Genomic DNA, 23,253 nt, shown 5'->3' with positions numbered 1-23,253 from the left:
TCATTCTTCGAGAGGTGGTCTCGCGATATCCGGTCAGTCTTCATGCCATGTTTCGGGAGGGACCCGATCCTCAACCCTTTCCTATGCTGAGACCTATGCTGCACACGCCCTTGCACTATGCGCTCGGGGAGCCCCCTGGACCGCTCACCGAACAGATGATCGATGCCGTGGTCGCTCAAGGAATCGAAGAAAGCGACGCGCTCGATTGGAAGAAGGCGCTCCCTCCGCAGAAGGAGTTCCGCGATTCCGATTACGTCAAGGACATCGCCGCGTTCGCAAACGCCGGCGGCGGAGTCTTGGTCTTTGGCTTAACTGAGACCAACAAGGCCGCTGATGGGCGGCACGATGCCGGAGAGCTTACAGAGAACTACGAGCGCACCATCCGGCAGGTATGCATGACCGCGATTACCCCGCCGGTCTTTGGGGTCCAAGCGATTGCAGTTCCATCCTCGAACGGCAATCGTGCCGTTGCGCTCGTGATTCCGGCGAGTCCCGATGGGCCGCACCTGGTATACCGCGGTGACACTTTCGGAGCACCACTCCGCACCGGGGCCGATACCCACTGGATGAAAGAGCCGCAGATCGAGGCGGCGTACCGAGCACGCTTCGAGGGGGCACGGCGGGGCGAGCAAGCGCTGCAACAGATCTACGACGATATGGCGACCGCCGTCGGAACCGGAGATCGCGCTGTGCTTGTGGGCGCGGCACGACCCCGCACTTTGCGACCCCGCACCGAACCCCGAGATCGGGTAACCAACACAGCCAATCGGGCCACCCTAGTGACCCGGTGGTGGCTAAGCGGGCTCACCAAGTACGGTCCTCTCGAGGACGTGGACATCTATCGCCCGCGACCGACGCTGTCGGGGCAGTACCTCCCTCCGGAACGCCCCGACGACAACCGGGAGGCGCACGCTGCGATCTTCGACGATGGTTCAGTCGGGATGTCGTGGCGTGCAGGCGGCCATGAGCACGAGAAGACTGGTAAGCCATACGAGCCCCACGAGGTACCGACGATCGCGATCGAAGGATTCACTGCCGCACTGCTTGCGCTCGTACATGCCGTCGCTGCCGATACACCCGCTGGCGACTACGAGATCCTCCTCGGCGTCGAGTTCGAGAACGCGACCAGCACCTCGCCTGAGTTTCACGAACGAGGAGCGGCGCCCCCGCACGGAGTCCACCGCACCCTCAGCGGGCAGTTCCGCCCTGTGCACACCACTGTCGACCCCTCAACAGACGACAGCACTTTTATTCTTGCCGCCGTCGACCTCGCAACCGCCGCGCTGAATCAGGTCGGGATCCAGAAGCCCACGATCCTGAGCGCCTCGCTCCCGCGGCGGCCGCACGAATGGGACTGGTGAGCGGGGCCCAACTCGGGTGCATCGCCGACTAGCCACTCAGCATCGGAGCGCCTCCCTCTAAATCGCGGACACGGAGTGCGGCATCGCCATCCAAGCCGGCAGGCTCGCCACCCGTCCGCGTAGCGAGGTCGAGTTTCCCTGTGCGCGTCCCACCCGCGGCAGCGATCGGGCGGCGCCCGAAAGCCGGTCGTTCACCGAGCAGCAGCGATGGGATGTGAAGGCCAGGTGGAGGCCCAAGGCGGCGCCCCAGTTCTAGAACAGCGCTGACAGCTGAGATTCGTGAATTCGCCGAGGATGCTCGCGAGACCCGCTCGACAGAATGCTCGCTCGCCCTCCGCTATCCGCGCGCTGGCGATCACCCTCTTGCCGAACCAATCAGGCGATAGAAGAAAGTGATGCACGCAGGCACTTTCTGTGTAACCCGTGACGTGATCAGCATAAGCGCGTAGTCTGACGGTGTGCGCGGCGGCCTCGAGCGGTGGAAGAGGGGTGTCGAATCTCACGGGGTTCGGCAGGCGATCTCTTACGCGCTGAAGGGCACCTGCGATTCCCACCTGCGAGCCACAACGGGCGCCGACGCGCTCACCGCGTATGGTGATGCCGGCGCCGTCGGGGTCTCGCGGTTCGTCGTCGAGGACGGTGCCATCTCGATGGACCTGCTGGACGAGTCGGCGTTGCGGCGGTGGGTGGACGGGTGTGATCCAGTGTTGGGGGAGCGGCGGGGTCGTGATCTGCAGCTGCCGTCCGCGGATCTGCTGCTGGATGGGACGATCAACGCACCGAAGTCGTTCAGCGTCGCCGCTGTGTTGGATGCGGATCTCGCGGTGGAGTTCGAAGCGCTCCAGGATCGGCTGCGTGATCGGATCATTCTGACCTGGCAGCGGGAATTGAACGCGCGTCGCGGTGCCGGCGGCCGGATCCGTGAGGATCTCGCGCGCGTGGAAGTAGTCGAGCTGCAGCACCGCCGTTCCCGTGCGCTGGACCCGCACATCCACCGGCACTTGTGGCTGAATGTGAAGGTCCAGGGTCGGGATGGGCAATGGTCGAACGTCGACTCCCGGGTGGCGATGAAGCTGCACACGCTGATCAACGCAGAGGGAGAACTCGCCGCCCGCACAGACCCGACATGGCTTGCTGCTCTCGCCCGCCACGGGTTCACCCTCGATGGTGCTGGGGAGATCGCCGAGTTGTCGCATGCGGTTCGTCCACTCTCGCGCAGGTCGACACAGATCGAAGCAAACCGGGCCATGCTGCTGTCCCAGTGGCGGGAGGAGCACCCGGGTGAGAACCCGAGCGTGGATGTCATCCAGCAGGTGGATCGCCTTGCGTGGGCGATGGGTCGCCCGCAGAAACCACACGACATCGACGAAGCCGAATGGGAACGCCTCATCCGGGACGAACTCACCGCGATCGACCGCCGCATCCTGATCCCCCGCCCGCCTGTCCGGATGCGGGCGACGCGGATCAAGGAACTCAACCTGGAACTGCTCGCAGCGACGGCGATCGTGGAAGCCGACGACCGCTCCACGGCCACGGGCGGCCGGTTCAGCCTCCTGGACGTTCGAGCCGGCGCCCTCCGTGCCCTCGCCGCATCCGGTGTCATCGCGGACCGGGACGAGCTGGACCCGGTCGCTGACCGGATCGTGGACCTTGCTCTCACCCACACGATCGATCTCCTCGACGGCGCCGCTGCGCCTGATCACGTCAAAGCGCTGATGGCCACCGCGACCGCAGTACTCAAGGTTGACCTCGCCGCTCGCCTCGAGCGAATCACCCGCTCGGGCACCCGCTGCACGCACCAGGAAATCGCTCGTATCGCGGACACGGTCCTCCCCGACGCCGTGTCACTGAACGCGGAGCAAGCCGAGGCGGCGGGGGAGATCGCTGGGACGGACCGGCTGGTAACGATCACCGGACCTGCGGGGACGGGGAAGACGACGATGCTGCGGGTGGCGATGGCCGCGCTGATGGATCAGGGGCGGCGGATGGTGGTGGTCGCGCCGACGAAGAAGGCTGCGACGGTCGCCGGGACCGAGATCGGGGCGACCGCGTCGAGCCTGCACGCCCTCCTCGCCGACCACGGTTGGCGATGGGGCACCGACCCTGCCGGCGCACAATCCTGGACCCGATTAGAACGAGGTGACCCCGACCCCGCACGGCCCGGCGTCATCTATGAGGGGCCCCGGCGTTACCTGTTGCGGGCGGGGGATCGGATCGTTGTGGACGAAGCGGGGATGGTCGACCTGCAGACCGCGAACGCCCTCGCCGACGTCGTAGCCTCCACGGGGGCTGGGATCGTGATGGTTGGCGACGACCTCCAAGCGACCCCTGTCGGTCACGCCGGCGCGATGGCCATCGCCACCCGCTGCGCCACCGCGACCGTCGAGCTGAGTGCTGTGCACCGCTTCCACGACCAGGACTACGCCGCCCTTACTCTTCGTATGCGGCGCCCCACTTCCGCCGACGACGCGCTCGACATTGCATGTGCCCTGCACGGGGGAGGTCATGTGCGGCTGGCGCCCGATGAGGCGACCGCCCGTGAGGCGATGGTGGACGCCTACTTCCGCCACAGCGCCAAGAAGCAGCGGGTGGCGTTGGTGACGGGAACCAACGACGAAGCCGCGGCGGTCAATGAAGCGATCCAGGAACGCCGCGTCACAGACGGGGACCTCTCTGCCCGGCGGCTCGCCGTCGGGCAGGGCGAGCAGCGCTTGCTGGAAGGCGACGTCGTGCAAACCCGCCGTAACGACCATCGCACCGATGTCGAAAACCGGGCCCTGTGGAGAATCAGCCGCATCACCAGCGACAACCTCGAACTCGTCAGCGTTCACCACTCAGGTATGACCCGCACCGTCGATCGCGCCTACGCCGCCGAGCATGTGCACCTTGCGTACGCGTCGACCGTGCACGGCATTCAAGGTGAGACCGCCGACGTATCCATCGTCGGACCCGGCGTGAACGCCGCCGGCCTCTACGTCGGGATGACCCGCGGCCGCTATGTCAACGAAGCCATCCTCATCAGCCACCACCGCGACGCCGCACTCGACGCTCTGGCTTCGACCATGCTCCGCGGCACACCCGAGGTGACAATCGATGAATCCCGCCGCGCTGCGCACAGTGAACTGCACCGTGCAGCCCACCCTCCGCAAGGGCCCGGCGCGTCTCCGCACGCGCCGGACCACTCATCTGAGAACGACGGGCTGAATCACCTCGCCAGCCTCGACCGATGGATCGCTGAGGCCACCCGCGGGCTGCAGCATCTCGATGCTCGCGCGGCCTCGGCCGACGCCGCCGGACACGCCCGCGGGCCTTCGGCGCCGCTGGCGGTGGGGACTCGTCGGGCGCGACTCGCTGAGCGGCTGCATGCGCGCCGTGTTCAACGCGACCGCATCGCCCAGGAGATGGCCCCGCTGCACGCGCGTGAGCCAGCGTATGCGACGGTCGCCGTCAGCGCGCCACTTCATACGCCCGCCGCGCCGAGCGAAAGCCATGGCCTGTCGCGGTGACGTGGGTGCGGGAGGTCAGGAGTACTGACGGTGGACGTGCCAGTCGTGCTCGGTGCGGAAGACGTCGAATACGAATGTGTCCCCGTTCTCGGCTGTCGCCTGGAACCGCCACCCGTACAGACCGTGCGTCGGAACGTCCATCGTCCATACGCTCTTCCGCAGGCGGGTCGGGACATCCGTGACGCGCCAGCGCCGACCGGCATAGAACATCCGCTCAGGGATATCGTTCGCCATCCACAACGTCAGATCGTGTTCGATTTTCTGCGTTTCCATGGTCCCCAAGATTAGAACACAAGTGCGACACTCGGTAGTGTCGTCGTTCGTGAAGGGAGGGCAGGTTCGGTGGGAACGAATCATCGGTATGCGGACAGGGTCGACGCGCAGATGAACGACCGAATCCTGCAGCGCGTCGCGGAACAACACCCCCTGCAGTCCCTCACTGCCGACGAACGTCAAGAAGATCGATTGCCGGTCACGCGAGACCCGAAGCCTCGCGCGTGTCGCGCGTGGGTGCGGTTCGGTCCGCACGCGGTCCAGGTGGACGGCGTTGTCGTTGTCTGGAACGACGTTGCGTGCGGCGTCCAGTTCACCGTCGCAGGCAACGGGTACCGCTGCTGGGTCTGGTCGAATGCGGTGACCCTCGCATCCGCCTGAGAAGGAGAGAAGCTCCCACTGGCCGGGCCTCTCCCGGTGGGCACCTCTCGAGCGACCGCTGGCGGCTATTGGTCGTCGAACCACTCCGGCTTGACGACGGCGTGACCGATGGCAGTTTCGATCTGCTCGATAGTGACGCCAGATTCCAACGCCGCGAAGATGGCGTCATCGAGCGCATGATGAGCGTGCTCCAGCGCCGAATCAACGAACGACCCTGCCGTTACGGGCCATGGCCGCGGCACTTTGTCGAAAGCGTCATCGATTGCATTCGCAGCGGACGCGACATGAACCACTAACGAGAGCATGAGCGCGGCGTCCACAGAGACAATTTACGCCGAAGCCGCGGTCGAAGGTACACGCGGGACCGCCGCCGATCTAGCGTTCTGCGGGCGACGGTGCGGGCGTGAACCTGATGGTGGCCTTGCGTGGCTCGGCGAGCACGTTCACACTGGCCACCTCCGCGCGAACATCAAACGTCCATGCTTGGCAGATACCGGCAGCGCGAGGCAATGTCTGGACGGTGTACAGGTCGTCGGCGTGGCCGGTAACCAGAACGAGGTAGCGCCCCTGATCGTCCTGACACCCATCGACGCGTGCGACGCTGGTGATCTCCGCCCATGCGGCAGCGTCGAGCGGTGTGAGGTAGGCAACCTGGCCAACCTCGGGAGGCGGCACCGTGTCCTCCGCGCTATCAGCAGGATTGCTGGTCGCGAACATGAAACAGGTGGCGCCGAGCGCGGTTGCGGAGATCGCGATGACCATGACAGGCCCGACCAATCGCCGTTGCGTTTGGTTGAACCCGTCGTAGTTCAGAAGCCGCGTGGCCCACGCCCGCAGTTGCTCAAGAAAGACCACAGCATCCTGGTGAACCTTGGTGGCTGCTGTCTTATTCGATCCGACCGCGTCGCGCGCCTGCTGCTCAGTGAACGCGACGGCCTCCTCTCGTCTAGCGATCTCCTGCTGGAGTAGTTCCACGGTCGGGTATGCCGCGGGGAGGAACTCGCCCACGGCAGCTCTGCGCAGGTCTCGCCGGGTTTGCTGGCTGATGCGCGACAACGATGTGTACATTGGCAGCGTTGCGCGGATCAGGAGAACGATGGTGAGGGTCACCCCGCCTATTCCGACCAGCGCCGACGCGAGAGCAAACCACATTTGCGAGTTGTCTTCGAGGTTGCCCCACTCGAAGTTCAGCCCTTTGAGCGCAGGTATCCCGCCGAAGATGGCCACGCCGACGGCGCCGATCGCCCCCGCACCCCACTTCGCGGCCTCACGAGATGTTGTGATCGCCTCCCGCCAGCGGTCCGGGGGCACCTCCACACTGGGCTTGCCTTCGAGTGTGCTCATGCCCAGTCGCCGAGCTCGTCACCATCTACTCTGCGGTGCGGGGCGTTGTCCGGGGGAAAGCCTGGCAAATCACCCACGGGCACCCAGATGCCGTTTTGGAAGACGTACTCCACGCCGTTTCGGGTCATGCGTTCGCCGAGACTTGGGCCTGCAGAGTTATCGGTCATGTGATGCCCCCAGTGATTCAGCTGATCGCCGAATTCTTGGACCGCATCTTCCACCCTCAACCGAGGCCGGTCAAGAGGGGCGTCGCGGCGAGGCGCACCTCGCATCCACGCGGGATCAGGGCGCCGTACAGCGACATGTGCGTACCTCGAGGTGCGGTCGACCGCTGGCGGGGACTTCGCGCAGGAGGCGTACACATGCGGAGCGGGCGGGAGTACAGTGACTCTCGCCCGCTCCTGTTGTTGGGTCAGCGTGCAAGTGTGGCGCCGGTCTGATTCACCGGCGTGCTGGTCGGCCCCGTCGTGTATGCGGCGGGGCCGTCAGCTTTTGGGCTGCGCTGAACGGTGACGCCCTGGAATTTCAGGGACGCGCCGACGTTGTCCGCGACGATGTCGCGGGTCTCCCGGGTCTGCCCAGTTTCCTTGTCGACGTAGGTCCCGAACCGTAGGTCCCCGGCGACGAGGACCGCGTCGCCTTTGCGGAGCGAGTCAGCGACGTTGCGGGACTGTTTGTTGAACACGACGATGCGGTGAAAGACGGTGCCGGCGTCTTCCCACAGTCCGGTGGTGTCGTTGAGGCGTCGGTCGTTGACGGCGACGGTGAACCGCGCGTATTCGTTGCCGGTGTCGCTGGCGCCGTGTTCGGGGTCGCCGGTGAGGTTTCCCTCGATGGTGACCGGGATTCTGGTTGTCATCCTTCTTCCTTCCGTTGTGAGGCACCGGTGTCGGTGTCTCGGTGGGCGTGGCCGGTGGTGGTCCACGCAGCCCATTCCTTCTCGTCGGTGACGTTCGTCCAGGAGCGGGGGCGGGTGGCTTGGTGGCCGTTGTTGCACCCGCCGCCGTACGCGCGGGTGAGGCGGGGGTGGGCGAGGGTGAGGTGTTCGTGGAATCCAACCGGTCCGTACCCGGTGTCGGAACTGTCGAAGGAGACGGTGTGTGCGGTGTGCAGGGCGGAGAGTTCTTCCACGAGCGCCCCGTGTTGCCACCAGCAGTTCGGGATGACGCTGTGCGGGACGTGGTAGCGGACGGTGAACCACTCCACCCACGCCCGAAGCGCCGCCCACTCCACCGGGGCTCCCTCATCGGTGAGGGTGCGCCAATTCACCACGTGCGCCGCGATCGCAGCAGACGTCCCGCCACGCTGTCGGGCGTCGAGGGCGAGGTCGTCGGCGAGCATCCCGTCGTAGTCGACGTCCGGGTTGTACCCCTTCACGACACCACCCCCTCCCCGTAGCGCTGGAGCTTGGATCGCAGGGCGGTGAGGGCGAGGGCGGTGGCGTCGCGGCGGGTGCGGTGGCGGGACAGGACGGGGTCGCGGTCGATGAGCCGGTGCAGCAGTTCGTGGCATCCCCGATGCAACGCCACCAGATCCTCGTCCCGCTCCGCGGCAACCCACCTGCCGTTCTGGATGGTGACGCCGGCGTAGTCGACGTGGTGCAGCTCGAGCTCACGCTTCGACGCGACACCCCCGCACGCCGCGCACGCGAGCTCCCCTGTGCTGCGGAGCCGGTCGGTGAACCAGCGGTCCCGGCGGGCGAACCACGCCCTCGAGCGGAGGTAATCGCGTTGGTACCCGGCGTCGCGGGGCTTGCGGCGATTGCTCATTCGTCCCTCACCACCTCAACCGCCTCGACCTCAGCCGCCGGCTCCTCAGGAGAAGCCTTGTTCTCGGCTGAGGGAGTCGTCGGGGTGGTGTGGGTGTGGAAGACGGCTTGTTGTTCGCGTTCGGTGTCGGCTTTGCCGGTGCGGATGGTGCGGGCGTCGGCGCGTTCGTCCCATCCGGTGAGGTCCAGGAGTACGCCGCGGCGGTTCCGGTAGGCGAGGAGGCCGAGGTTTTGGGGCATGCGGCGGATCTCATCGACCGACATGAGGGGGAGGCGTTCGTTGTGTTCGCTGGTGGAGTGCCCGCTCTCCCTCGTCGTCCACGACCTCTGTGTGCGGCGGGTGTCTCTCGTGCCGAGAAGCGCTTCGACATCGCGCAGGTGATCGACGTGCGATGCGCCGCCGAGGAGGACTTTCGCGGTGGCGGCAGCCCAGATGGTGTCCGCTTCTGCTTTGGACCAGGACGTTTCTGCTTGGGAGAGGGCCTGCAACACGACGAAGGTGCAGATGCCGCGCCCACCACCGTCGGCCATGGTGCGGGGCAGGTTTCCCCACCGGAACATGTTGGCGATCTCATCCAGAATCAACCCCAACGGCAACGGCAACCGCGACCCGGGGGAGGCGAGCGCGGTGGTGCGGGCGACCTCCACGACGTCATCCATCAGCGCCGATAACCATCCGCCCATCGCGGCGGCACCGGAGGAGGACCCGATGAGGTAGAGGGTGTTGGGGGCGGTGAGGAACTCGCCCGGGCGGAAGATCGGGTCGCCGGAGCGGGGCATGAGGGAGTCGCGGATCTGCGGGACGGCGAGCGGGGCGACGGCGCCTTGGACACCGAACCAGATGGAGGAGACGAGCTTCTCATCCCCACTGATCGTCGCCTCCAGGCTGTCTCCCCACCCCGGTGCCCCATCACCGCGGAGAATGTCCACCGCCCCGCGGGCAAGGGCAGAGGAGGATCCCCAGTCGTAGATGTCGGCGATTGTTCTGCCGCCGACAGCGGCGGCGTGAAGGAGGCGGCCGAGGACGACACCGGAGGCTTGCGCCCATTCCTGGTTCGTGGACGAGGATCCGAGGGCGGTGCCGGTGATGATCGCGGCGCCACGTTGCATCGCCACCAGCGGGTCTTCGCACCCGGTGATGGGGGACACCCGGAGGGGGTGGCGGATGCCGGAGAGGCCTTGCGGGTCGAACACGTGCACGTCCCCGCGGGCCTGGCGGGGCCGCATGGTGGCGGTGAGGTTGTCGTTCGTAGTCGAGGTCGTGATGAGCGGCCCGGTCCAGTCGAGGATCGCGGAGATCAGAACCCGGTATCCCTTTCCGGAGCGGGGTGGGCCTTCCAGAGCGACGGAGTCTTCGATGGACACGTACACGTCCATCCCCCGCGACCGTCCGACCCGCCACCCGACATCCGCGGGCACCGCCCGCCCCGCCCCTGGCCGCAGCTGGGATGCCCTGCGGAGCACGGCTTTCGCGGAGAGGTGCTGGCGGATCTCCGACCCGGCCGCGAACCCCGGCCGGGTGCGCAAATCCGAGACGAACGCCCGGTCCGAGTGCTGGTAGCGGCGCACCGCCGTGATGACCACGACCGCCAGGGCGATGATGAGGAGCAGGGCGGTGAGGTCGGCGACCCGGATCTGCCACACCGGCAACTCACACCCCGCCGGAGCCGTATAAGTGGTGGGGTCCCCGGTCAGGGCAAGCCCAATGCCGGAGAACAGGCCCGTCGGGGTCGGGCGGGCACCGCACAGGGCCTGGGTGATTACTTCAGCGAGGAACGCGGTGGCCAGGGTGAGGACGATCCCTGCGGCCGCTGCGCCGGCGAGGATCTTCACAAGCAGCCCGTCACTCATCGTCGTGTCACCGTGGTCAGAGGGTGATGACGGTGGTGGCGGTGGCGCGAAGCCAGGCGTCTTGGGTGCGGGTGCGGAGCGTGCCCCACCGCAGCGGCCCGGATTTCAGGGCCGGGTCAAACGGGATAATCTCCACGGCGCGGACAAGGCCGGCGAACCCGTCGACGATGCGGACCAGGTCTTTCGGGTGCGCGGCCTCCTGCTGGGTGACGATGACCACGGCGTTGTCGGCGAGAACACGCGAGTGCGCATCCCGGGTGCGGAGCGCGTCCAGGAGAAGCGCGGCGGACTCGGCGGACTCGGGGGAGGCGAGGGTGGGGATGACGACCTGGTAGGACGAATCGATCATCCGAAGCCACCGATCCGCGGACTCGTCGTTGCCGGAATCGAACACCACCACCCGGTAGTACCGGGCAGCGACCTGCATCAGCAGATCGAACTCGGACGTGGTGAGGCGTTGGTCGGTGGCGAGGAGTTCGGGGTTGGAGCGGAGCACGTCGTACCGGTCGTCGGGCTGATGGTGCACGAACTGCGCGATCTCCGACACCGCCGCCGCCCGATCCAACAAACCCGGGGCGTGGCGGAGGAGGTCGCGGATGGTGGTGTCGTACCGACCAGGTTCGGTGCGCCAGCCCAGCGTCCCGCGGGTGTCGTTGTTGTCCCAGGCGAGCACATTCCCGCCCCCGTGCCGGGCGAGGACCGCGGCGAGCATCGCGGTGGTCATCGTCTTCCCCACCCCGCCCTTTCCGTTTACCACCGCGATGGTTCGGCACCCCGCCCACTGCGACGACACTGCCCGCACTGCCCGGGCCCGGGCCTTCTGCGCGTGTGACCCGCCGCGGGTCAATCCGAGCCGCGCCCAGAACCGTTGCCATCCCGACCCGCCGTGATCAGGGTCTGCGGGGGTGGTGAGGAAGGTTTGGCGGGGTGTGGGTGGCTCCGCGACCGGGGCCGCGCCCGAGACGGACTCATCCGTGATGGACGCATCCGTGGCGGGCGCGGCCGTGGAGGTCTCGTCCGGGTGCGGAGCCGTTTCCCTCACCTCCTTCCCAAACAGTTCGAGCTCCTCCGCCACGAGTTCCTCCTCCGTGAGGGGTGACGCGGGCGCCGTGTCGGGGGCCTCGTCGATCGCGTGCGCGTCGTGGGGGAGGGGTGCGAGGGTTCCGTCGGTGTGGACGACGAGGTGGTGGTCGCCGCGGTCACCGCGGGTGACGAGTTCGATGGGGGTGCCGGTGCGGCGGGCTTCGTCGGCGGCGCGGCGGACGACGGCGTGGCGGATGTCTTCATCGGCGGTGGTGGTGATGGGTTCGGTGTGCCCGTCGGGGCCGGTGTAAGTTGCGGCGGGCCCGGTGACGGTCGCATAGGCACGGACTCTCATGACAGCTCCTTCGATACCGGGGCCAACCAGCCCTCCACATCCCGACCCCACCCATCCGGGCCGGCGGTGGGCGCCGTCGGCCAGAGGTGTTCAAGTTCGTCCGGGTCCAGCAAGTGCAGGTGCGGGTCGTCGCGGTCGGCGGGGGTGACGGCGTCGTCGGTGCTGAACAGGTCGTATTCCCACGGGGTGCTGGTGGGGAAGCAGTTGACGAGGTAGGAGTATTGGCCGATGTAGGCGATGAACTCGCCCTTCTGCAGTTCCCTGGCCATCTCCACGTGCGGGGCGGGGAGGTTCAGCCGGTCGCGGAGCGCGGTTTGTTCTTGGTGGTTGACGCGGAAGATGAACTTGTTCTCGATGTCCCCGATGATCGAATACGCCAGGGCCCGTTCGGTGGAGTCCGCATCCCCGACCGCGTCGAGGTCGCCGATCTTGTGCAGGATGACAATGTTGCTGATCCCGTAATGCCGGGACAGTTTCAGCCACTGTTGGAACATCTGCAGCGACGCCAACGATGTCATATCCCGCCACCCTTCCTCCCGCACCACGTACCGGGTGCGGCGGGCGGACCGGTCGGAGATGACGGCCTGGATCCACGCGGTGGAGCACACCTGCGTCAACTGCGCGGCAAGCTCCCCCCGGGCGAACAGCTCGCTGGTGTCGGTGACAACGATGGGTGCGTCCTGATCGAACTCGACGGTGGATTCGTCTTCGAACAGGCCGGAGAGGTCCCCGTCGACGAACCGGCGCAGCACGAACCTCGGCTGCACCGCACCCTCAGCCACCCGCCGCTCCGACTCCGTCCCCACCGGCGGCCGACCGAGCTCCTCATACACACCCCGCAGCGTCGGGCGATCGCCCGTGGTGGTGACGCAACGGGCGAGGGCGTCGTGGATGGCAGCATGCTCGACAGCGGTGAGCCGGCCTGCGAGGGTCATCTCGACCAGGGCGATGAGGGTGCCGATGCGCCGCTGGGTGACCATCTGCTCGTGCTGCTCATCCGACGCACCCGTCCGCCTGGGCCCCCGATCCAGCGGGTTCAGGCGGGCACCGGTGCCACCGCCGAGGCGGATCACCTTCCCTCCGGGGATGGCTTCGGCGACGGTCACCCACTCCCCTTTCGGATCAGAGGGGACGACGACTTGGTGGCCGAACGCGATCGACCTCGTGGTGAGGGTCTTGATGGTGGCGGATTTCCCGGACCGGTACGCACCGAGCGCGAGGATGTTGGTCGAAAACGTGCCCCGATCGGAGGTATCGGTGTAGGCCTCCCAGGGGGAGAAATGCCAGAGGGCGTCCGCGTTGAGGTCGACCCCGACGATGGGACCGCGGTGGCCGAGGCCGGCGTCGGCGACGAACGGGTAGATCCCCGCCAGATGCTGCGACGTTGCCTGATGCGGCGGCAACGCCGGGGAGGCGAGATTCCAGTACCCGCCCTCGATCAACCCCGGCCCGAACGGACCCCGAACGGCCGGGTCCGGCAGCGACCGATCCCTGCGCGTGGACCGGGGTGGTTGCTCTTCCCTGCTGAGCGCGGCGAGTTCGCGGCGCAGGGTTTTACGTTCACGGCGGGTGAGGTTGCCGGGGGTGAAGGTGACGGTGCGGCGAGTCATTTCATGCCCAGTCCGATAGGCAGCGCGTTGACCATGAGCGCTTCGGCTTGCTGGCAGTACAGGATCTGCGCTTCCATCCCCGCCCGCGACAACGCGTTGCGCATCCCCGCGATCGCCTGATCCAACTCCTCCTCCGTGGGAGCGGTGACGGTGAGGTATGCCCCGTACCGGTACTCACCGTGACCTGCGACGATCTCCTGCTCCTGCTTGCCGAGTGCTTCCCAGTCGGCAAGGTCCGCAGCCGACCCGTCCGCGCCGCGCTTCGCACGCAGCTTCTCGTTTCCCCGCCACACTTTCTTCTCATCCCGGATGCGGCGGAGTGCTTTGGAGACGGGGACGGGGGTGAGGACGAGGGAGAGGATGTGGGTGACCGCGTCGCCGGTGTGCGGGTGGCGGGCGAATACGATCGGGGACACGAACCCGACGGGGGCGTCCGAGCGGGGCCACTCATGAATCCACATCGTGCAGTGCACTCCGGAATCGGTGACCACGATCCCGTTGTTCCCCTTCGGTTCATCTAGGAACATTGGCCCGATTGCCACCGGGTCCACCCCCGACTGCGCCTCGTCCCGGTTTTGCACTGTGCCGGCGAACTCCGGATCAAACGCCACCCGTCCCAGTGCTGCGACATCCCGCGGTGTGAGCCATTTGCGGACGCGGACGCGGGCGGCGTGCAGGGCGTCAGCGAGGTTTCCGGCTTCAATGTAGGCAAGCGAGGTGATGGCGGTTTTGCCGCCGCCGAGGGATTTCAGTTGGGCGCCGAGGGCGACCAGGTCCAGGGTGAAGGTGAGGTAGTTGCGGTGCGAGACTGCGAACCGCTCCGACCCGTCCATCACCTCCCGGTAATTCACCGCCACCACTGACCCCTGGTCCAGGTTTCGGCGCAGCCGCACCGTGTCGTAATGGTCACGGGCGGGACGGATCGTGGTGGGAAGGGTGCGTTCTTGCAGGGTGACGCGTTTCACCCCGGGGCGTTGCGTGAACGAGGCGAGGACGGTGGACCACTGTTGGGCGAGGTCGAACCGTTCCGGGGTGTCGTGCATCAAAAACCCCTGCACCTCCAGTTCGGCGGTGACGGACACGGTCCGGTCGTGCGGGTTGTACACGCACGCCATCCCCTCCACCTCCCACAACTGGATCGACGCCCGCACCCCCGGCAGATTCAACGTCCCCGAAAGCTGCACACGCTCGGGGCGGAACGACTGTGTCGTTGCCCCGGCCGCCTGCCGGACCTGCTTCATCACCCACAGGCCCGCCATCCGGGGTGTGGAGATCCCGTGAATGCTCGTCAGCGCGGTGATCCCGAACGCGAGGTAGAGGGGGGCGGCGTAGAGGAGTCCGGGTGGGCCGAACCGGTTGATGCCGATGAGGAGGATAAGGGCGGCGGCGGCGACAAAGGCCAGCTGCCACCCGTCCATGCCCATCACCACCCCCTGTCGGGATCGGCGCGGCAACCGCACCGGACGTGACTGATCCATCGCCGCACTCATCACGACGTCCTTCCATTCGGTGACACCGCCGGCCGTGGAACTCCCGCACCGTTCTGCGGCGACGGGGTCGACGCCTGCGGTGTCGGCTTCGCGCCCGGCGGCGGGGTGGACGTTGTCGTCGGTGATGACGCCGCAGCGGGGGAGCCGCGGCCGGCCGTCCGGGATGTCGCGGGGCGGGAGCTCGGGGCGCCGGGGCCTTTCACGGGGCCGCCGGTGCCGGCACGGGTGCTGGTGGGGAGGGCGACGGAGCCGCGGGAACCGAGGGTGCTCGCAGGCGACGCACCCAGCCGGGTCGGGATGCTGACGGCGGTGCGGGCGCCGCTGGTGGTGATCCTCCCGGCGTGAGAAGCGGCGCTCGAGCCGATGCCGTCGGCGGCGGCTGCGCCGACGAAGGAGAAGAGGCCGAAGATCGCGAACGGGGCGAACGCGACGAGCACGAGCCCGAACAGGAGGGGCCAGGACTGCGGGTCCCAGATCGTCTTCACCGTCGATAGCCCGTTGATGATCAACGTGACGAACCCGATCGTCAACGGGCCCGTGAGGAGAAGCACAATGACTGCGGATGCGTATCGGACCACCCATTGGGGACCGATGCCGCGGATGGGGAACACCATCCAGGCGATCGGGCCGACGGCGATCAGGGCGGCCAGGACGATGTTGCGGAAGGTGAACACGAGCATCAGTAGCAGCATCCCGATCATTAGCAGCCCGTGGATCACGAATGCGAAGAAGTAGTTCGCCTGCCCGCCCGCCCACATCACCCCCTGCAGGGTCGCGAACAGACTGCCGGGGCCTTCACGGTTGAGGATGTACCAGGTCAGGTCATCGATCGCGTTCAACAGGTGCCCGGTCACCCACAAGGTCAGGGGTACGGCGGGGATCGCGATGAATGTGCGCACGAGCGCCCCGACGAGTTGCTCACGGTCGCCGGAGACGATCGCGGCAGCGATCGCCCACACCATCGCCCCCATGAGGATCACGAGGATCGCCCACTGCCAGAACGACCATTCCTCAACCGCCGCTGACCACAACAGTGACGAGGTGTCGAACCGCATGTTGTCGGCAACAGCGAACATCATCGTCGTCGCCGACAGCGCCATCCCCCGGCCCGCGTTCTCGAACGTCACACAGACCACGTCGCCGAGACTGCAGCCGTATTCCACAAGAAGCGGCTTCCCGCCGTCGTTGCGGAGCGCTTCGACGTGACCGGAATAGGTCGTGCATACGGTGCTGCGCGTACCAGCCGCGAGAACTCCCGCAAAGCAGTGCAGTGCCGTGACCGACGCGGGATCCGTGGGGGTGCAGGAGATCTGCCCGCTCGTGTTGGTGCAGGTGACGGGCTGAGCCGGAGCGGACCAGGGTTCGCCTTCGATGGGGTTTGCCGCCGCGACCACTTTCGCCGAAGCCGTGGTTGCTGAAGCGGTGGCGGGGAGTGCCGCGCCGAGCGCGAGGAACAGTCCGAGGGCTGTTCCGGCGAGGAGGGCGGCGGGGGTGCGCATCAGAATCCGAAGTCGAAGTTCACGAACCACTGGAACAGGCCGGATGCGGCTCCCAGGACGGCGGCGGCGATGAAGATCCACAGGATGTTCTCGCCCGCCCATGTCCGCACCCGGTCAGATGCCAGCCCGCGGAACGCCAACGCGGCACCGGCGATGATCAACATTGCCAGCACCACAATCAGCGCCGCCGCGAGGAGGTAGGAGACGAGGACTTGGAGGCCGCCGAAGAAGGGGGCGCTGAAATCGGGCTGGATATCGGGAACATCAACACCCAACGGCCAGGAGTGGGAGAGGGACATGGGTTTGCTCCTTCGCTAGGACTAGACGAGGGGAAGACCGCGCGCGGCCATGAACGGTTGCGGATCGATCGAACGACCCTGATGAGTGACCTCGAAATGCAAGTGGCAGCCGAACGACTTCCCCGTATTGCCCTCCGCACCCACCGCAGTCCCCGCCGTCACGGATTGTCCGGTCGTGACGCGGAGGGAGCCGGTGGTCATGTGGCCGTAAAGGGTGATGAGGGAGTCGCCGTGGTCGATGCGGACGGTGTTCCCGTACCCGAAGTAGACCCCGGCGGTGATCACGGTTCCGGGGCCGGCGGCGTAGATCGTGGACCCGCATCCTTGGGCCATGTCATACCCCTGATGGTTCACGGAGCAGTAGCTGCACCCGCGGACCGGGTTATGCCCGTACCCGCGGCCCTTCGTGTAGGAACCGGCGAGGGGGTAGGCCCAGTCGCCGGCGACGGCGGGGCCGCCACCGGGCCGTGGGGGAGTGGTCGCGATCGATTGCCCGGCGAGGGCGAACGGGATCGCGATCCACGGGGTCGCGAAGAACGCGCTCACCAGCAGGAGGAGGATGAGCGTTCCGATCGCGATTCGCTGTCCAGTCCTCGTCTTGGCGAGGGCTGCGATCGCGGCGACCGGGGCTCCCATGTCAGGGCTCCAACGGCTCCGTGAAATACCGGACGACCTTGCAGTCCCCTGCCCGTTGATCGGTATTGGGTGTCGGAACCGAGGCGGGACCGCAGAGAACCTGCACACTCACCCGCACGGTCTCCTCGAACTCAACCTCCGTGCCGGTCCCATCGTCCTGCGTATACGTCAACAGGACATCCATCGTCCCGATCGACATATCCCCGGAATCGTCGTCCGACACGTCGACGAACACGATGTCGCCGACGGGATCGGCCTTCACACGTCCATCGCTGGCCGCGAGGAGATCCCACTCCTGCTCGGGTAAGACAACACCTTGGCGAAGTTCCAGCCGGGCTGCGTCAAGCTCGATCTGCCGGTCGGCGTCCGTGGCATAACGGGTGTCCGGGGTGAACCAAGAATCCAGGTGGGAGAGCCAGTCAGGGCGTTCAGCTTTCGTCGTGTCAAAGGTCGACGCGGCTGCGAGAGCTGCCCTGATGTACACGTTCGGGTCTGACGTGATGGGTTCGGGAACCCAGCCGAACTCCGCCACGCTCGCATCCACGACGGCGTCGACATCGGGCGGCGAACTCGAAGAGGTGGACGGCTGTGATGTGCCAGGCGTCGTATCGGGGGACGGGGCCGGTCCAGGGGTCTGGCGAGACAGCAAGGACGCGACGATGATCGCAACGATGCCGACCAGCAGGACGCCGCCGCCCACCACAGCCCACACCAGGCCGCGCCGACTCGATCGCTGGGATGCCATCATCGCTGCCCCTCCTGAACACTCAGGACGACGAGCAAACCCAGTCCGACAACGAACATGCCTCGCCGTCCGTGCATCATAGACACGAAACGACCTGCTCGAAAAGGATCGATCGAACCGTTCCGAACGGCGTGCGCGAGCGAAGAGCGAGCGGCAATTGGGGCCCGGCTCGCTTGGTGCTCGAACGATACTCGCGCGTGGCGGAGGCTGTCTGTAGGTCGTTCGGGGGACACGCGGAGCGTCCGGTCGACAGGTGTTGCCGAGGTGACGCTCCGATGCTCCATGGGTGAAGAGTTTAACTCGCCAGTAGATGAGTGTCTAGTTAAATTCTAAACCCCGTCGCGTGTGTTCGCGCCGGGCCTGCGAGAATGCGTGCATGCCAAAGATCGCGCGCCCGACAGACGACGACACTGCGGTGCTGCCACTGTCGCTGCTCGGCAATGAAGCCAAGGTCGGAATCATTCGGTTCTTGCGCGCGAATCCCAACAGCACCAGACAACGCATCGCTGACGGCCTCGGCATCACTGTGGCAACGGTCAGCAGCTACCTCGCGGAATTCGAAAGCGCCGGTGTGCTGCTAGCCAACCCCTCGAAGGGGATCCGTAAACGGGGAGATATCCCCGCGTACCGAGTGAATAGCGCGATCGTCACCGAACTTTACCTGCAGCTCGGGCTGGCTCTCGGAGAGATCTAGCATGATCCGGCGCTGACCCCGCGAGTGATTCAGCAGCGCCCCTGTGCCATACCGCATAGCCAAATCCGGGCCTCGGACGCATCTTCCGGCAGATCCTCGACCCGCCGCCACGCGACCAGTAGCGTCTCACCGAAGAGGCCGGCGGCATCATCCGCCCGCGCCCGATCCGCCGGTGCAGGAACCGCAACAGGTCCGCATTCGATTCGCGCAGCGCTGTTGGTCAAAAGCCGATTCTTGCGATTGATAGGGGTCACGGCGCAACGCCCTCGCACTACATCTGCTGGTCCCCACCGAAACCGAACACCACCCGTGCGGGGAAGCAGGCGCCGAACTCGCGGAACGGGTCGACGCCGAAAATGGTGCGGACCGAGATCGACGAGGTCACCATCCAGGTGCCGCGGGATTGGGCTGGGACGTTCAGCCCGGTGGTGCTGCCGAAGCATCAGCGCCGGATCGCCGGGTTCGATGACGCGGTGATCTCGTGGTATGAGAGCGGCATGACCACCGGCGATATCGCCAAGCATCTCTCCGACCTTTATGGCAGCGAGGTGTAGCGGGACTTGGTGTCGGCGGTGACCGACAAGGTCATCGGCGATATGCAGGAATGGCAAGCATGCCCCCTCGACGGGATCTAGGGACTGCTGCACGAGTAGGCGACATCTGATCACGTTTGCCCGGTAGGGTCAGCCTGGAAGTGAGCTGCTGTGTCCAGGCCCGTGTGGGAGTTCCGTGGTGATCTCGAGTGCGTCGTCGAGAACCACGACTGCGCGCGAAGGTTGAGGATGCGTCGTCGTGCTCTCGAACCCGCGTGATTCCGCGGAAATCTACCTGAACCACCACCCATCACCGTTCGATCGGTGGAGTTCAAATCCCTCCGTCGCGCGCACGTCGACGAGGCCCCTTCCGAGGACTTGAAAGCGTGCCCACATTTTGCCCACACCTGAGTCGTTATCGGCGCTCCCAGTGGCCCTCAACAAGCGCCGAAGTTGTTGCGAAACCGCGATTTTCCGGGACAGTTGCCGTCAACCTCCGCGAACCGCTCTGCCCGTAGGTTCCTCATAATCGTGAGGTCGAGAGTTCGAATCTCTCTCCCGCTACGCAATGAAGGCCCCGGCTTGTTCCGGGGCTTTTTGCATGACCGGATACGGGACGAAGCGCTGACCCCCGACGACACGCGGGAATGATCATCCCCGGCATCCTCACGGACAGACGCGGACCCTGCGGCCTCCGAAGCTGACGATGTCGCCGAGCTGCAGCTGCCGTCCGCGGCGGCGGTCGACCTCGTCGTTCACCATCACGTAGCCGTCGATGATGGCCTCTTTCACATCTCCGCCGGAGTCGAGGAGCCCGGCGAACTTCAGGAACTGCCCCAGGCGGATCGACTCACCGCCGATCGGGACATCGTCGATGGGGGTCGGATTCGTCATTCCCGGATGCTAGCCGACCCGGCTCCGTTCCCTTCACGCCGCCACGTCGACGATGCGCTGCGCCCCATAGACCGGGACGAGTGCACCGCCCGTCGCGGCGGCGATATCGGCCGTGAAGGTGCCGACGAGGTGCGGCGCCAGCCACACCTCGAACGTCGTCTGCTCGGCGTAGCTCGATTCGCCGAGACTCGCACGATGTCGTGACGCCCATTCGCGAAGCAGATGGTCGATGCGGCCCGCGTCCGCATGACCGACGGCGAGCGTCGCCTGAGTCAAGACCTCGCGCCGCACCAGCCGAACTCGATCGAGTGCCTCCGAGGTCGCCGAGGAATACGCGCGTACGAGTCCGCCCGCGCCGAGCTTCACGCCGCCGAAATAGCGGGTGACGATCACCAGGACATCGGTGAGGTCGCGTCTGCGCAGAACATCGAGCATCGGTGCGCCGGCAGTCCCCGACGGCTCCCCATCGTCCGAGGAACGCGCGTGCTCGCCGGAGAGCCCCGTGACGAGCGCGAGGCAGTTGTGGTTCGCGTCCCAATACCGCTTGCGCGTCGCGGCGATGAGCTCTTCGGCATCCCCGGGCGAGGGGACAGGAAAGGCATGAGCGAGGAAGCGCGACTTCTTGACGATGAGCTCGTGCTCGATCGGCGTCGCGATCGTGCTCGGGTAGCGCGGCGTCGAAGTCACGCTCCCACGCTAGCCACGATGACGCGGACCGGATTCACGGTGTCGACGGCGACGGGTCATCGTGCGTGATCGTCGTCTGCTGGTACAGCGCCAGCCTGACCTCGTCGTCGATGACGTAGTAGTGGCTCGTCATGAGGGCGGTGAACGACTCGCCATCGCGCTCAGCGCGTGCCCGATAGACGAGGGCGGCTGATGCGACGCCGGTCGGAATGACTCGCGCGTCAGAGAGGACGTAGGCCGCCCACGGCGGCGATTCGTTCAACGACTCGGCCACCGTCGCGCGGTCGAGGATCATCCCGTTCACCAGGACCATGACGGCATCCTCGGTCATCTGCTCGCCGTAGAACGTGCCTCCGCGAGAAGCGCAGAGTGCATCCCATCCGCGATGTTCCAGGGGCAGGAGCGTGTCGAGCGTCAGCCGGTCCATGAGTTCAGCCTCGCGCGTCCGCGTCGGATCCTCCAGAGCAGCGCGTGTGCGATCAGCGCAGGAAGTCGTCGAGCGCCTCGATGAGCCGATCGATCTCGGCGTCGTCGTTGTACGGTGCCAAGCCGACCCGCACGCCCGCATCCGTGCCCGTCGCGAGCGCGCGGAAGGGCTCGTGCGCATAGAAGGTGCCGGCCGGTGCCGCGATGTCGCGCGCCGCCAGGAACCGGCCGGCCGCGGCGGCATCCCGATCGGCGAACGTGAAGAACAGCGTCGGTGTGCGGTCCTCGGCGACCGAGTGCACGACGAGGCGGTCGCCGTGCGCCGCGAGCGCGTCTTCGATCCGATGGCGCAGCCGGAGTTCGTGCTCGTGGGTGAGGTCCGCCGCCGCGACGAGGCGCTCGCGCCGGCTCCCTCCCGCCGGTGCCAGGCCGGCGATGAAGTCGACCGCCGCCGTCGCGCCCGACATGAGTTCGTACGGCAGCGTGCCGAACTCGAAGCGCTCGGGCACCGTGTCGGGCGACGGCAGCAGCTTGTCGGGGCTCAGCTGATCCAGCAGATCGGGGGATGCCGCGAGGGCGGCGCAGTGCGGGCCGAAGAACTTGTACGGCGAGCAGACGAAGAGATCGGCTCCGAGCGCCTGCACGTCGACGAGGCTGTGCGCGGCGTAGTGCACACCGTCGACGTAGACGAGAGCGCCGACCTCGTGCGCCCGCTGCGCGATGCGCGCGACCTGCGGCTTGGTGCCGATCAGATTCGACGCGGCCGTGACCGCGACCAGGCGGGTGCGTTCGTTCACAAGCTCGTCGAGGTCGTCGAGGCGCAGGTCGCCCGTCGCGGGATCGAGCTCGAGCCACCTCACCGTCACCCCCGCTCGCGCGGCGGCCTGTATCCACGGCCGCACGTTGGAGTCGTGGTCCAGCTCGGTCACGACGATCTCGTGGCCCGGCTCCCACGCCTTGGCGAGGTGGCGGGAGAAGTCGTAGGTGAGCTGCGTCGCGCTGCGCCCGTAGACGATGCCTTCAGGAGCGGCACCGAGCAGGTCGGCGAGCGCGTGCCGGAACGCGGTCACGGCGTCCTCGGCGTTCTGCTCGCTCAGGATCCCGGTGCCCCGGTTCGACAGGGGCCCCGTCAGCGTGCGCGCGACGGCTTCGCCGACGACGGCCGGGGTCTGCGTTCCGCCGGGCCCGTCGAAGTGGGCGATGCCCGAGGCGAGCGAGGGGAACTGCTCTCGGACGGCGGCGACATCGAGCATGTGGACTCCTTCAGGCGAGGGGCTCCCGCCGACCATATCGCGCACGGGCGCGCTTGGCGCCGGGGTCAACGCCGTCCGCCGGCGTGATCGAAGATGAGGCTCGTGTTCGTCGCGGCCACCTCTTCGCGCAGGCTCAGGGTGTCGCTCACGAGCTCGCGCATCGCCGCGGCGTCGCGCACGGCGACGTGCAGCAGGAAGTCGAGGTCGCCCGCGACGAAGTAGACGTGCCGCGTCGCGGGCAGCCGCTCGAGGTAGGTCTGGAACCGCCGCAGGTCGCCGCGCGCGTGCGCGTGCAGCCGGATGCCGATGAGCGCCTCGAGGTCGAGACCCGCGGCGGCGGGGTCGACATCGGCGTGCACGCCGCGGATCGCACGGGATGCCACGAGCCGGCGCACGCGCTTGTGGCAGGTCGATTCGGCGATGCCGACGCGTGCCGCGAGTTCGCTGTTCGAGACCCGGCCGTTGCGTTCGAGCTCGCGGAGGATCGCGAGGTCGATGTCGTCGACCTCGAATGCGCGCGAAGATTCCTCTGTCCGCATCGGCCTACCCCCTCTGTCAAGAGTGATTCTTCCTTATGGCCACCTCCCAGGCAAAGAATCTGCACGATCACTGAGGTGCAGCATCC

At 66.8% G+C, this 23,253-nt stretch carries 22 protein-coding genes and 1 pseudogene; 4 read left to right on the top strand and 19 right to left on the bottom strand.

What is annotated here, in order from left to right:
- Positions 1 to 95: 95 nt before the first annotated feature.
- Positions 96 to 1,361 (top strand): AlbA family DNA-binding domain-containing protein, encoded by a 1,266-nt coding sequence (locus tag ACWIBS_RS03525; protein WP_376125134.1) that lies wholly within the window; start codon positions 96 to 98, stop codon positions 1,359 to 1,361.
- A gap of 458 nt (positions 1,362 to 1,819) precedes the next feature.
- A complete protein-coding gene (locus ACWIBS_RS03520) occupies positions 1,820 to 4,867 on the top strand; it encodes an AAA family ATPase (RefSeq protein WP_376125137.1) in 3,048 nt (1,015 codons plus the stop codon).
- 15 nt (positions 4,868 to 4,882) lie between these two features.
- Here ACWIBS_RS03520 and ACWIBS_RS03515 read toward each other — a convergent pair whose 3' ends face one another.
- From ACWIBS_RS03515 to ACWIBS_RS03450, 14 genes are all read right to left on the bottom strand, one after another.
- Positions 4,883 to 5,140 (bottom strand): hypothetical protein, encoded by a 258-nt coding sequence (locus ACWIBS_RS03515; protein ID WP_376125139.1) that lies wholly within the window; start codon positions 5,138 to 5,140, stop codon positions 4,883 to 4,885.
- A gap of 446 nt (positions 5,141 to 5,586) precedes the next feature.
- Positions 5,587 to 5,841 carry a hypothetical protein gene (locus ACWIBS_RS03510; protein ID WP_376125142.1) on the bottom strand — a complete coding sequence of 85 codons (255 nt, stop codon included), beginning with the start codon at positions 5,839 to 5,841 and terminating at the stop codon, positions 5,587 to 5,589.
- Positions 5,842 to 5,896: 55 nt separating this feature from the next.
- Positions 5,897 to 6,865: a hypothetical protein gene (locus ACWIBS_RS03505; protein ID WP_376125144.1), complete on the bottom strand. Its 969-nt coding sequence runs from the start codon at positions 6,863 to 6,865 to the stop codon at positions 5,897 to 5,899.
- A 412-nt stretch (positions 6,866 to 7,277) separates the two neighbouring features.
- Entirely contained in the window at positions 7,278 to 7,724 is a 447-nt protein-coding gene (locus ACWIBS_RS03500; protein ID WP_376125147.1) for a single-stranded DNA-binding protein, read from the bottom strand.
- Positions 7,721 to 8,242: a hypothetical protein gene (locus ACWIBS_RS03495; protein WP_376125149.1), complete on the bottom strand. Its 522-nt coding sequence runs from the start codon at positions 8,240 to 8,242 to the stop codon at positions 7,721 to 7,723. The genes ACWIBS_RS03500 and ACWIBS_RS03495 overlap by 4 nt, the downstream gene beginning before the upstream one ends.
- The gene (locus ACWIBS_RS03490) at positions 8,239 to 8,634 is read right to left on the bottom strand and encodes a hypothetical protein (protein WP_376125152.1); all 396 of its coding nucleotides are present in this window, start codon (positions 8,632 to 8,634) and stop codon (positions 8,239 to 8,241) included. The genes ACWIBS_RS03495 and ACWIBS_RS03490 overlap by 4 nt, the downstream gene beginning before the upstream one ends.
- Positions 8,631 to 10,466, bottom strand: coding sequence for a type IV secretory system conjugative DNA transfer family protein (locus ACWIBS_RS03485; protein ID WP_454136452.1), 1,836 nt, complete (start codon positions 10,464 to 10,466; stop codon positions 8,631 to 8,633). The genes ACWIBS_RS03490 and ACWIBS_RS03485 overlap by 4 nt, the downstream gene beginning before the upstream one ends.
- A 34-nt stretch (positions 10,467 to 10,500) precedes the next feature.
- Complete coding sequence (locus tag ACWIBS_RS03480; protein ID WP_376125158.1) at positions 10,501 to 11,913, bottom strand: ParA family protein; 1,413 nt, start codon at positions 11,911 to 11,913, stop codon at positions 10,501 to 10,503.
- Positions 11,859 to 13,472 (bottom strand): hypothetical protein, encoded by a 1,614-nt coding sequence (locus ACWIBS_RS03475; RefSeq protein ID WP_376125161.1) that lies wholly within the window; start codon positions 13,470 to 13,472, stop codon positions 11,859 to 11,861. The genes ACWIBS_RS03480 and ACWIBS_RS03475 overlap by 55 nt, the downstream gene beginning before the upstream one ends.
- A complete protein-coding gene (locus ACWIBS_RS03470) occupies positions 13,469 to 14,962 on the bottom strand; it encodes an SCO6880 family protein (RefSeq protein WP_376125163.1) in 1,494 nt (497 codons plus the stop codon). Before ACWIBS_RS03470 ends, ACWIBS_RS03475 begins: the two co-directional genes overlap by 4 nt.
- Positions 14,962 to 16,461, bottom strand: coding sequence for an LTA synthase family protein (locus ACWIBS_RS03465; RefSeq protein ID WP_376125166.1), 1,500 nt, complete (start codon positions 16,459 to 16,461; stop codon positions 14,962 to 14,964). The genes ACWIBS_RS03470 and ACWIBS_RS03465 overlap by 1 nt, the downstream gene beginning before the upstream one ends.
- Complete coding sequence (locus ACWIBS_RS03460; protein WP_376125169.1) at positions 16,461 to 16,760, bottom strand: hypothetical protein; 300 nt, start codon at positions 16,758 to 16,760, stop codon at positions 16,461 to 16,463. Before ACWIBS_RS03460 ends, ACWIBS_RS03465 begins: the two co-directional genes overlap by 1 nt.
- A gap of 21 nt (positions 16,761 to 16,781) precedes the next feature.
- The gene (locus tag ACWIBS_RS03455; protein ID WP_376125172.1) at positions 16,782 to 17,396 is read right to left on the bottom strand and encodes a M23 family metallopeptidase; all 615 of its coding nucleotides are present in this window, start codon (positions 17,394 to 17,396) and stop codon (positions 16,782 to 16,784) included.
- Between the two features lies 1 nt (position 17,397).
- Positions 17,398 to 18,144 (bottom strand): hypothetical protein, encoded by a 747-nt coding sequence (locus ACWIBS_RS03450; RefSeq protein ID WP_376125174.1) that lies wholly within the window; start codon positions 18,142 to 18,144, stop codon positions 17,398 to 17,400.
- Positions 18,145 to 18,517: 373 nt separating this feature from the next.
- Here ACWIBS_RS03450 and ACWIBS_RS03445 point away from each other — a divergent pair, with 373 nt between their 5' ends.
- Entirely contained in the window at positions 18,518 to 18,835 is a 318-nt protein-coding gene (locus ACWIBS_RS03445) for a winged helix-turn-helix transcriptional regulator (protein WP_376125176.1), read from the top strand.
- Positions 18,836 to 19,149: 314 nt separating this feature from the next.
- Positions 19,150 to 19,467 (top strand): annotated as a pseudogene (locus ACWIBS_RS03440) (transposase); the annotation flags it as partial.
- Between the two features lie 567 nt (positions 19,468 to 20,034).
- Here ACWIBS_RS03440 and ACWIBS_RS03435 read toward each other — a convergent pair.
- From ACWIBS_RS03435 to ACWIBS_RS03415, 5 genes are all read right to left on the bottom strand, one after another.
- A complete protein-coding gene (locus ACWIBS_RS03435; protein WP_376125179.1) occupies positions 20,035 to 20,262 on the bottom strand; it encodes an RNA-binding S4 domain-containing protein in 228 nt (75 codons plus the stop codon).
- A gap of 33 nt (positions 20,263 to 20,295) precedes the next feature.
- Positions 20,296 to 20,949: an IMPACT family protein gene (locus ACWIBS_RS03430; RefSeq protein ID WP_376125182.1), complete on the bottom strand. Its 654-nt coding sequence runs from the start codon at positions 20,947 to 20,949 to the stop codon at positions 20,296 to 20,298.
- A gap of 34 nt (positions 20,950 to 20,983) precedes the next feature.
- The gene (locus ACWIBS_RS03425) at positions 20,984 to 21,376 is read right to left on the bottom strand and encodes a nuclear transport factor 2 family protein (RefSeq protein ID WP_376125184.1); all 393 of its coding nucleotides are present in this window, start codon (positions 21,374 to 21,376) and stop codon (positions 20,984 to 20,986) included.
- Positions 21,377 to 21,428: 52 nt separating this feature from the next.
- Positions 21,429 to 22,628 (bottom strand): cysteine desulfurase-like protein, encoded by a 1,200-nt coding sequence (locus tag ACWIBS_RS03420; protein WP_376125186.1) that lies wholly within the window; start codon positions 22,626 to 22,628, stop codon positions 21,429 to 21,431.
- A 65-nt stretch (positions 22,629 to 22,693) separates the two neighbouring features.
- On the bottom strand, positions 22,694 to 23,167 hold the full coding sequence (locus ACWIBS_RS03415) for an Lrp/AsnC family transcriptional regulator (protein ID WP_376125189.1): 474 nt from the start codon (positions 23,165 to 23,167) through the stop codon (positions 22,694 to 22,696).
- Between the last annotated feature and the right edge of the window lie 86 nt (positions 23,168 to 23,253).

The sequence above is a fragment of the Microbacterium sp. NPDC055442 genome (assembly GCF_053644215.1).
The sequence above is the reverse complement of the archived record's forward strand: the minus strand, read 5'-3'. Positions and strand labels throughout refer to the sequence as shown.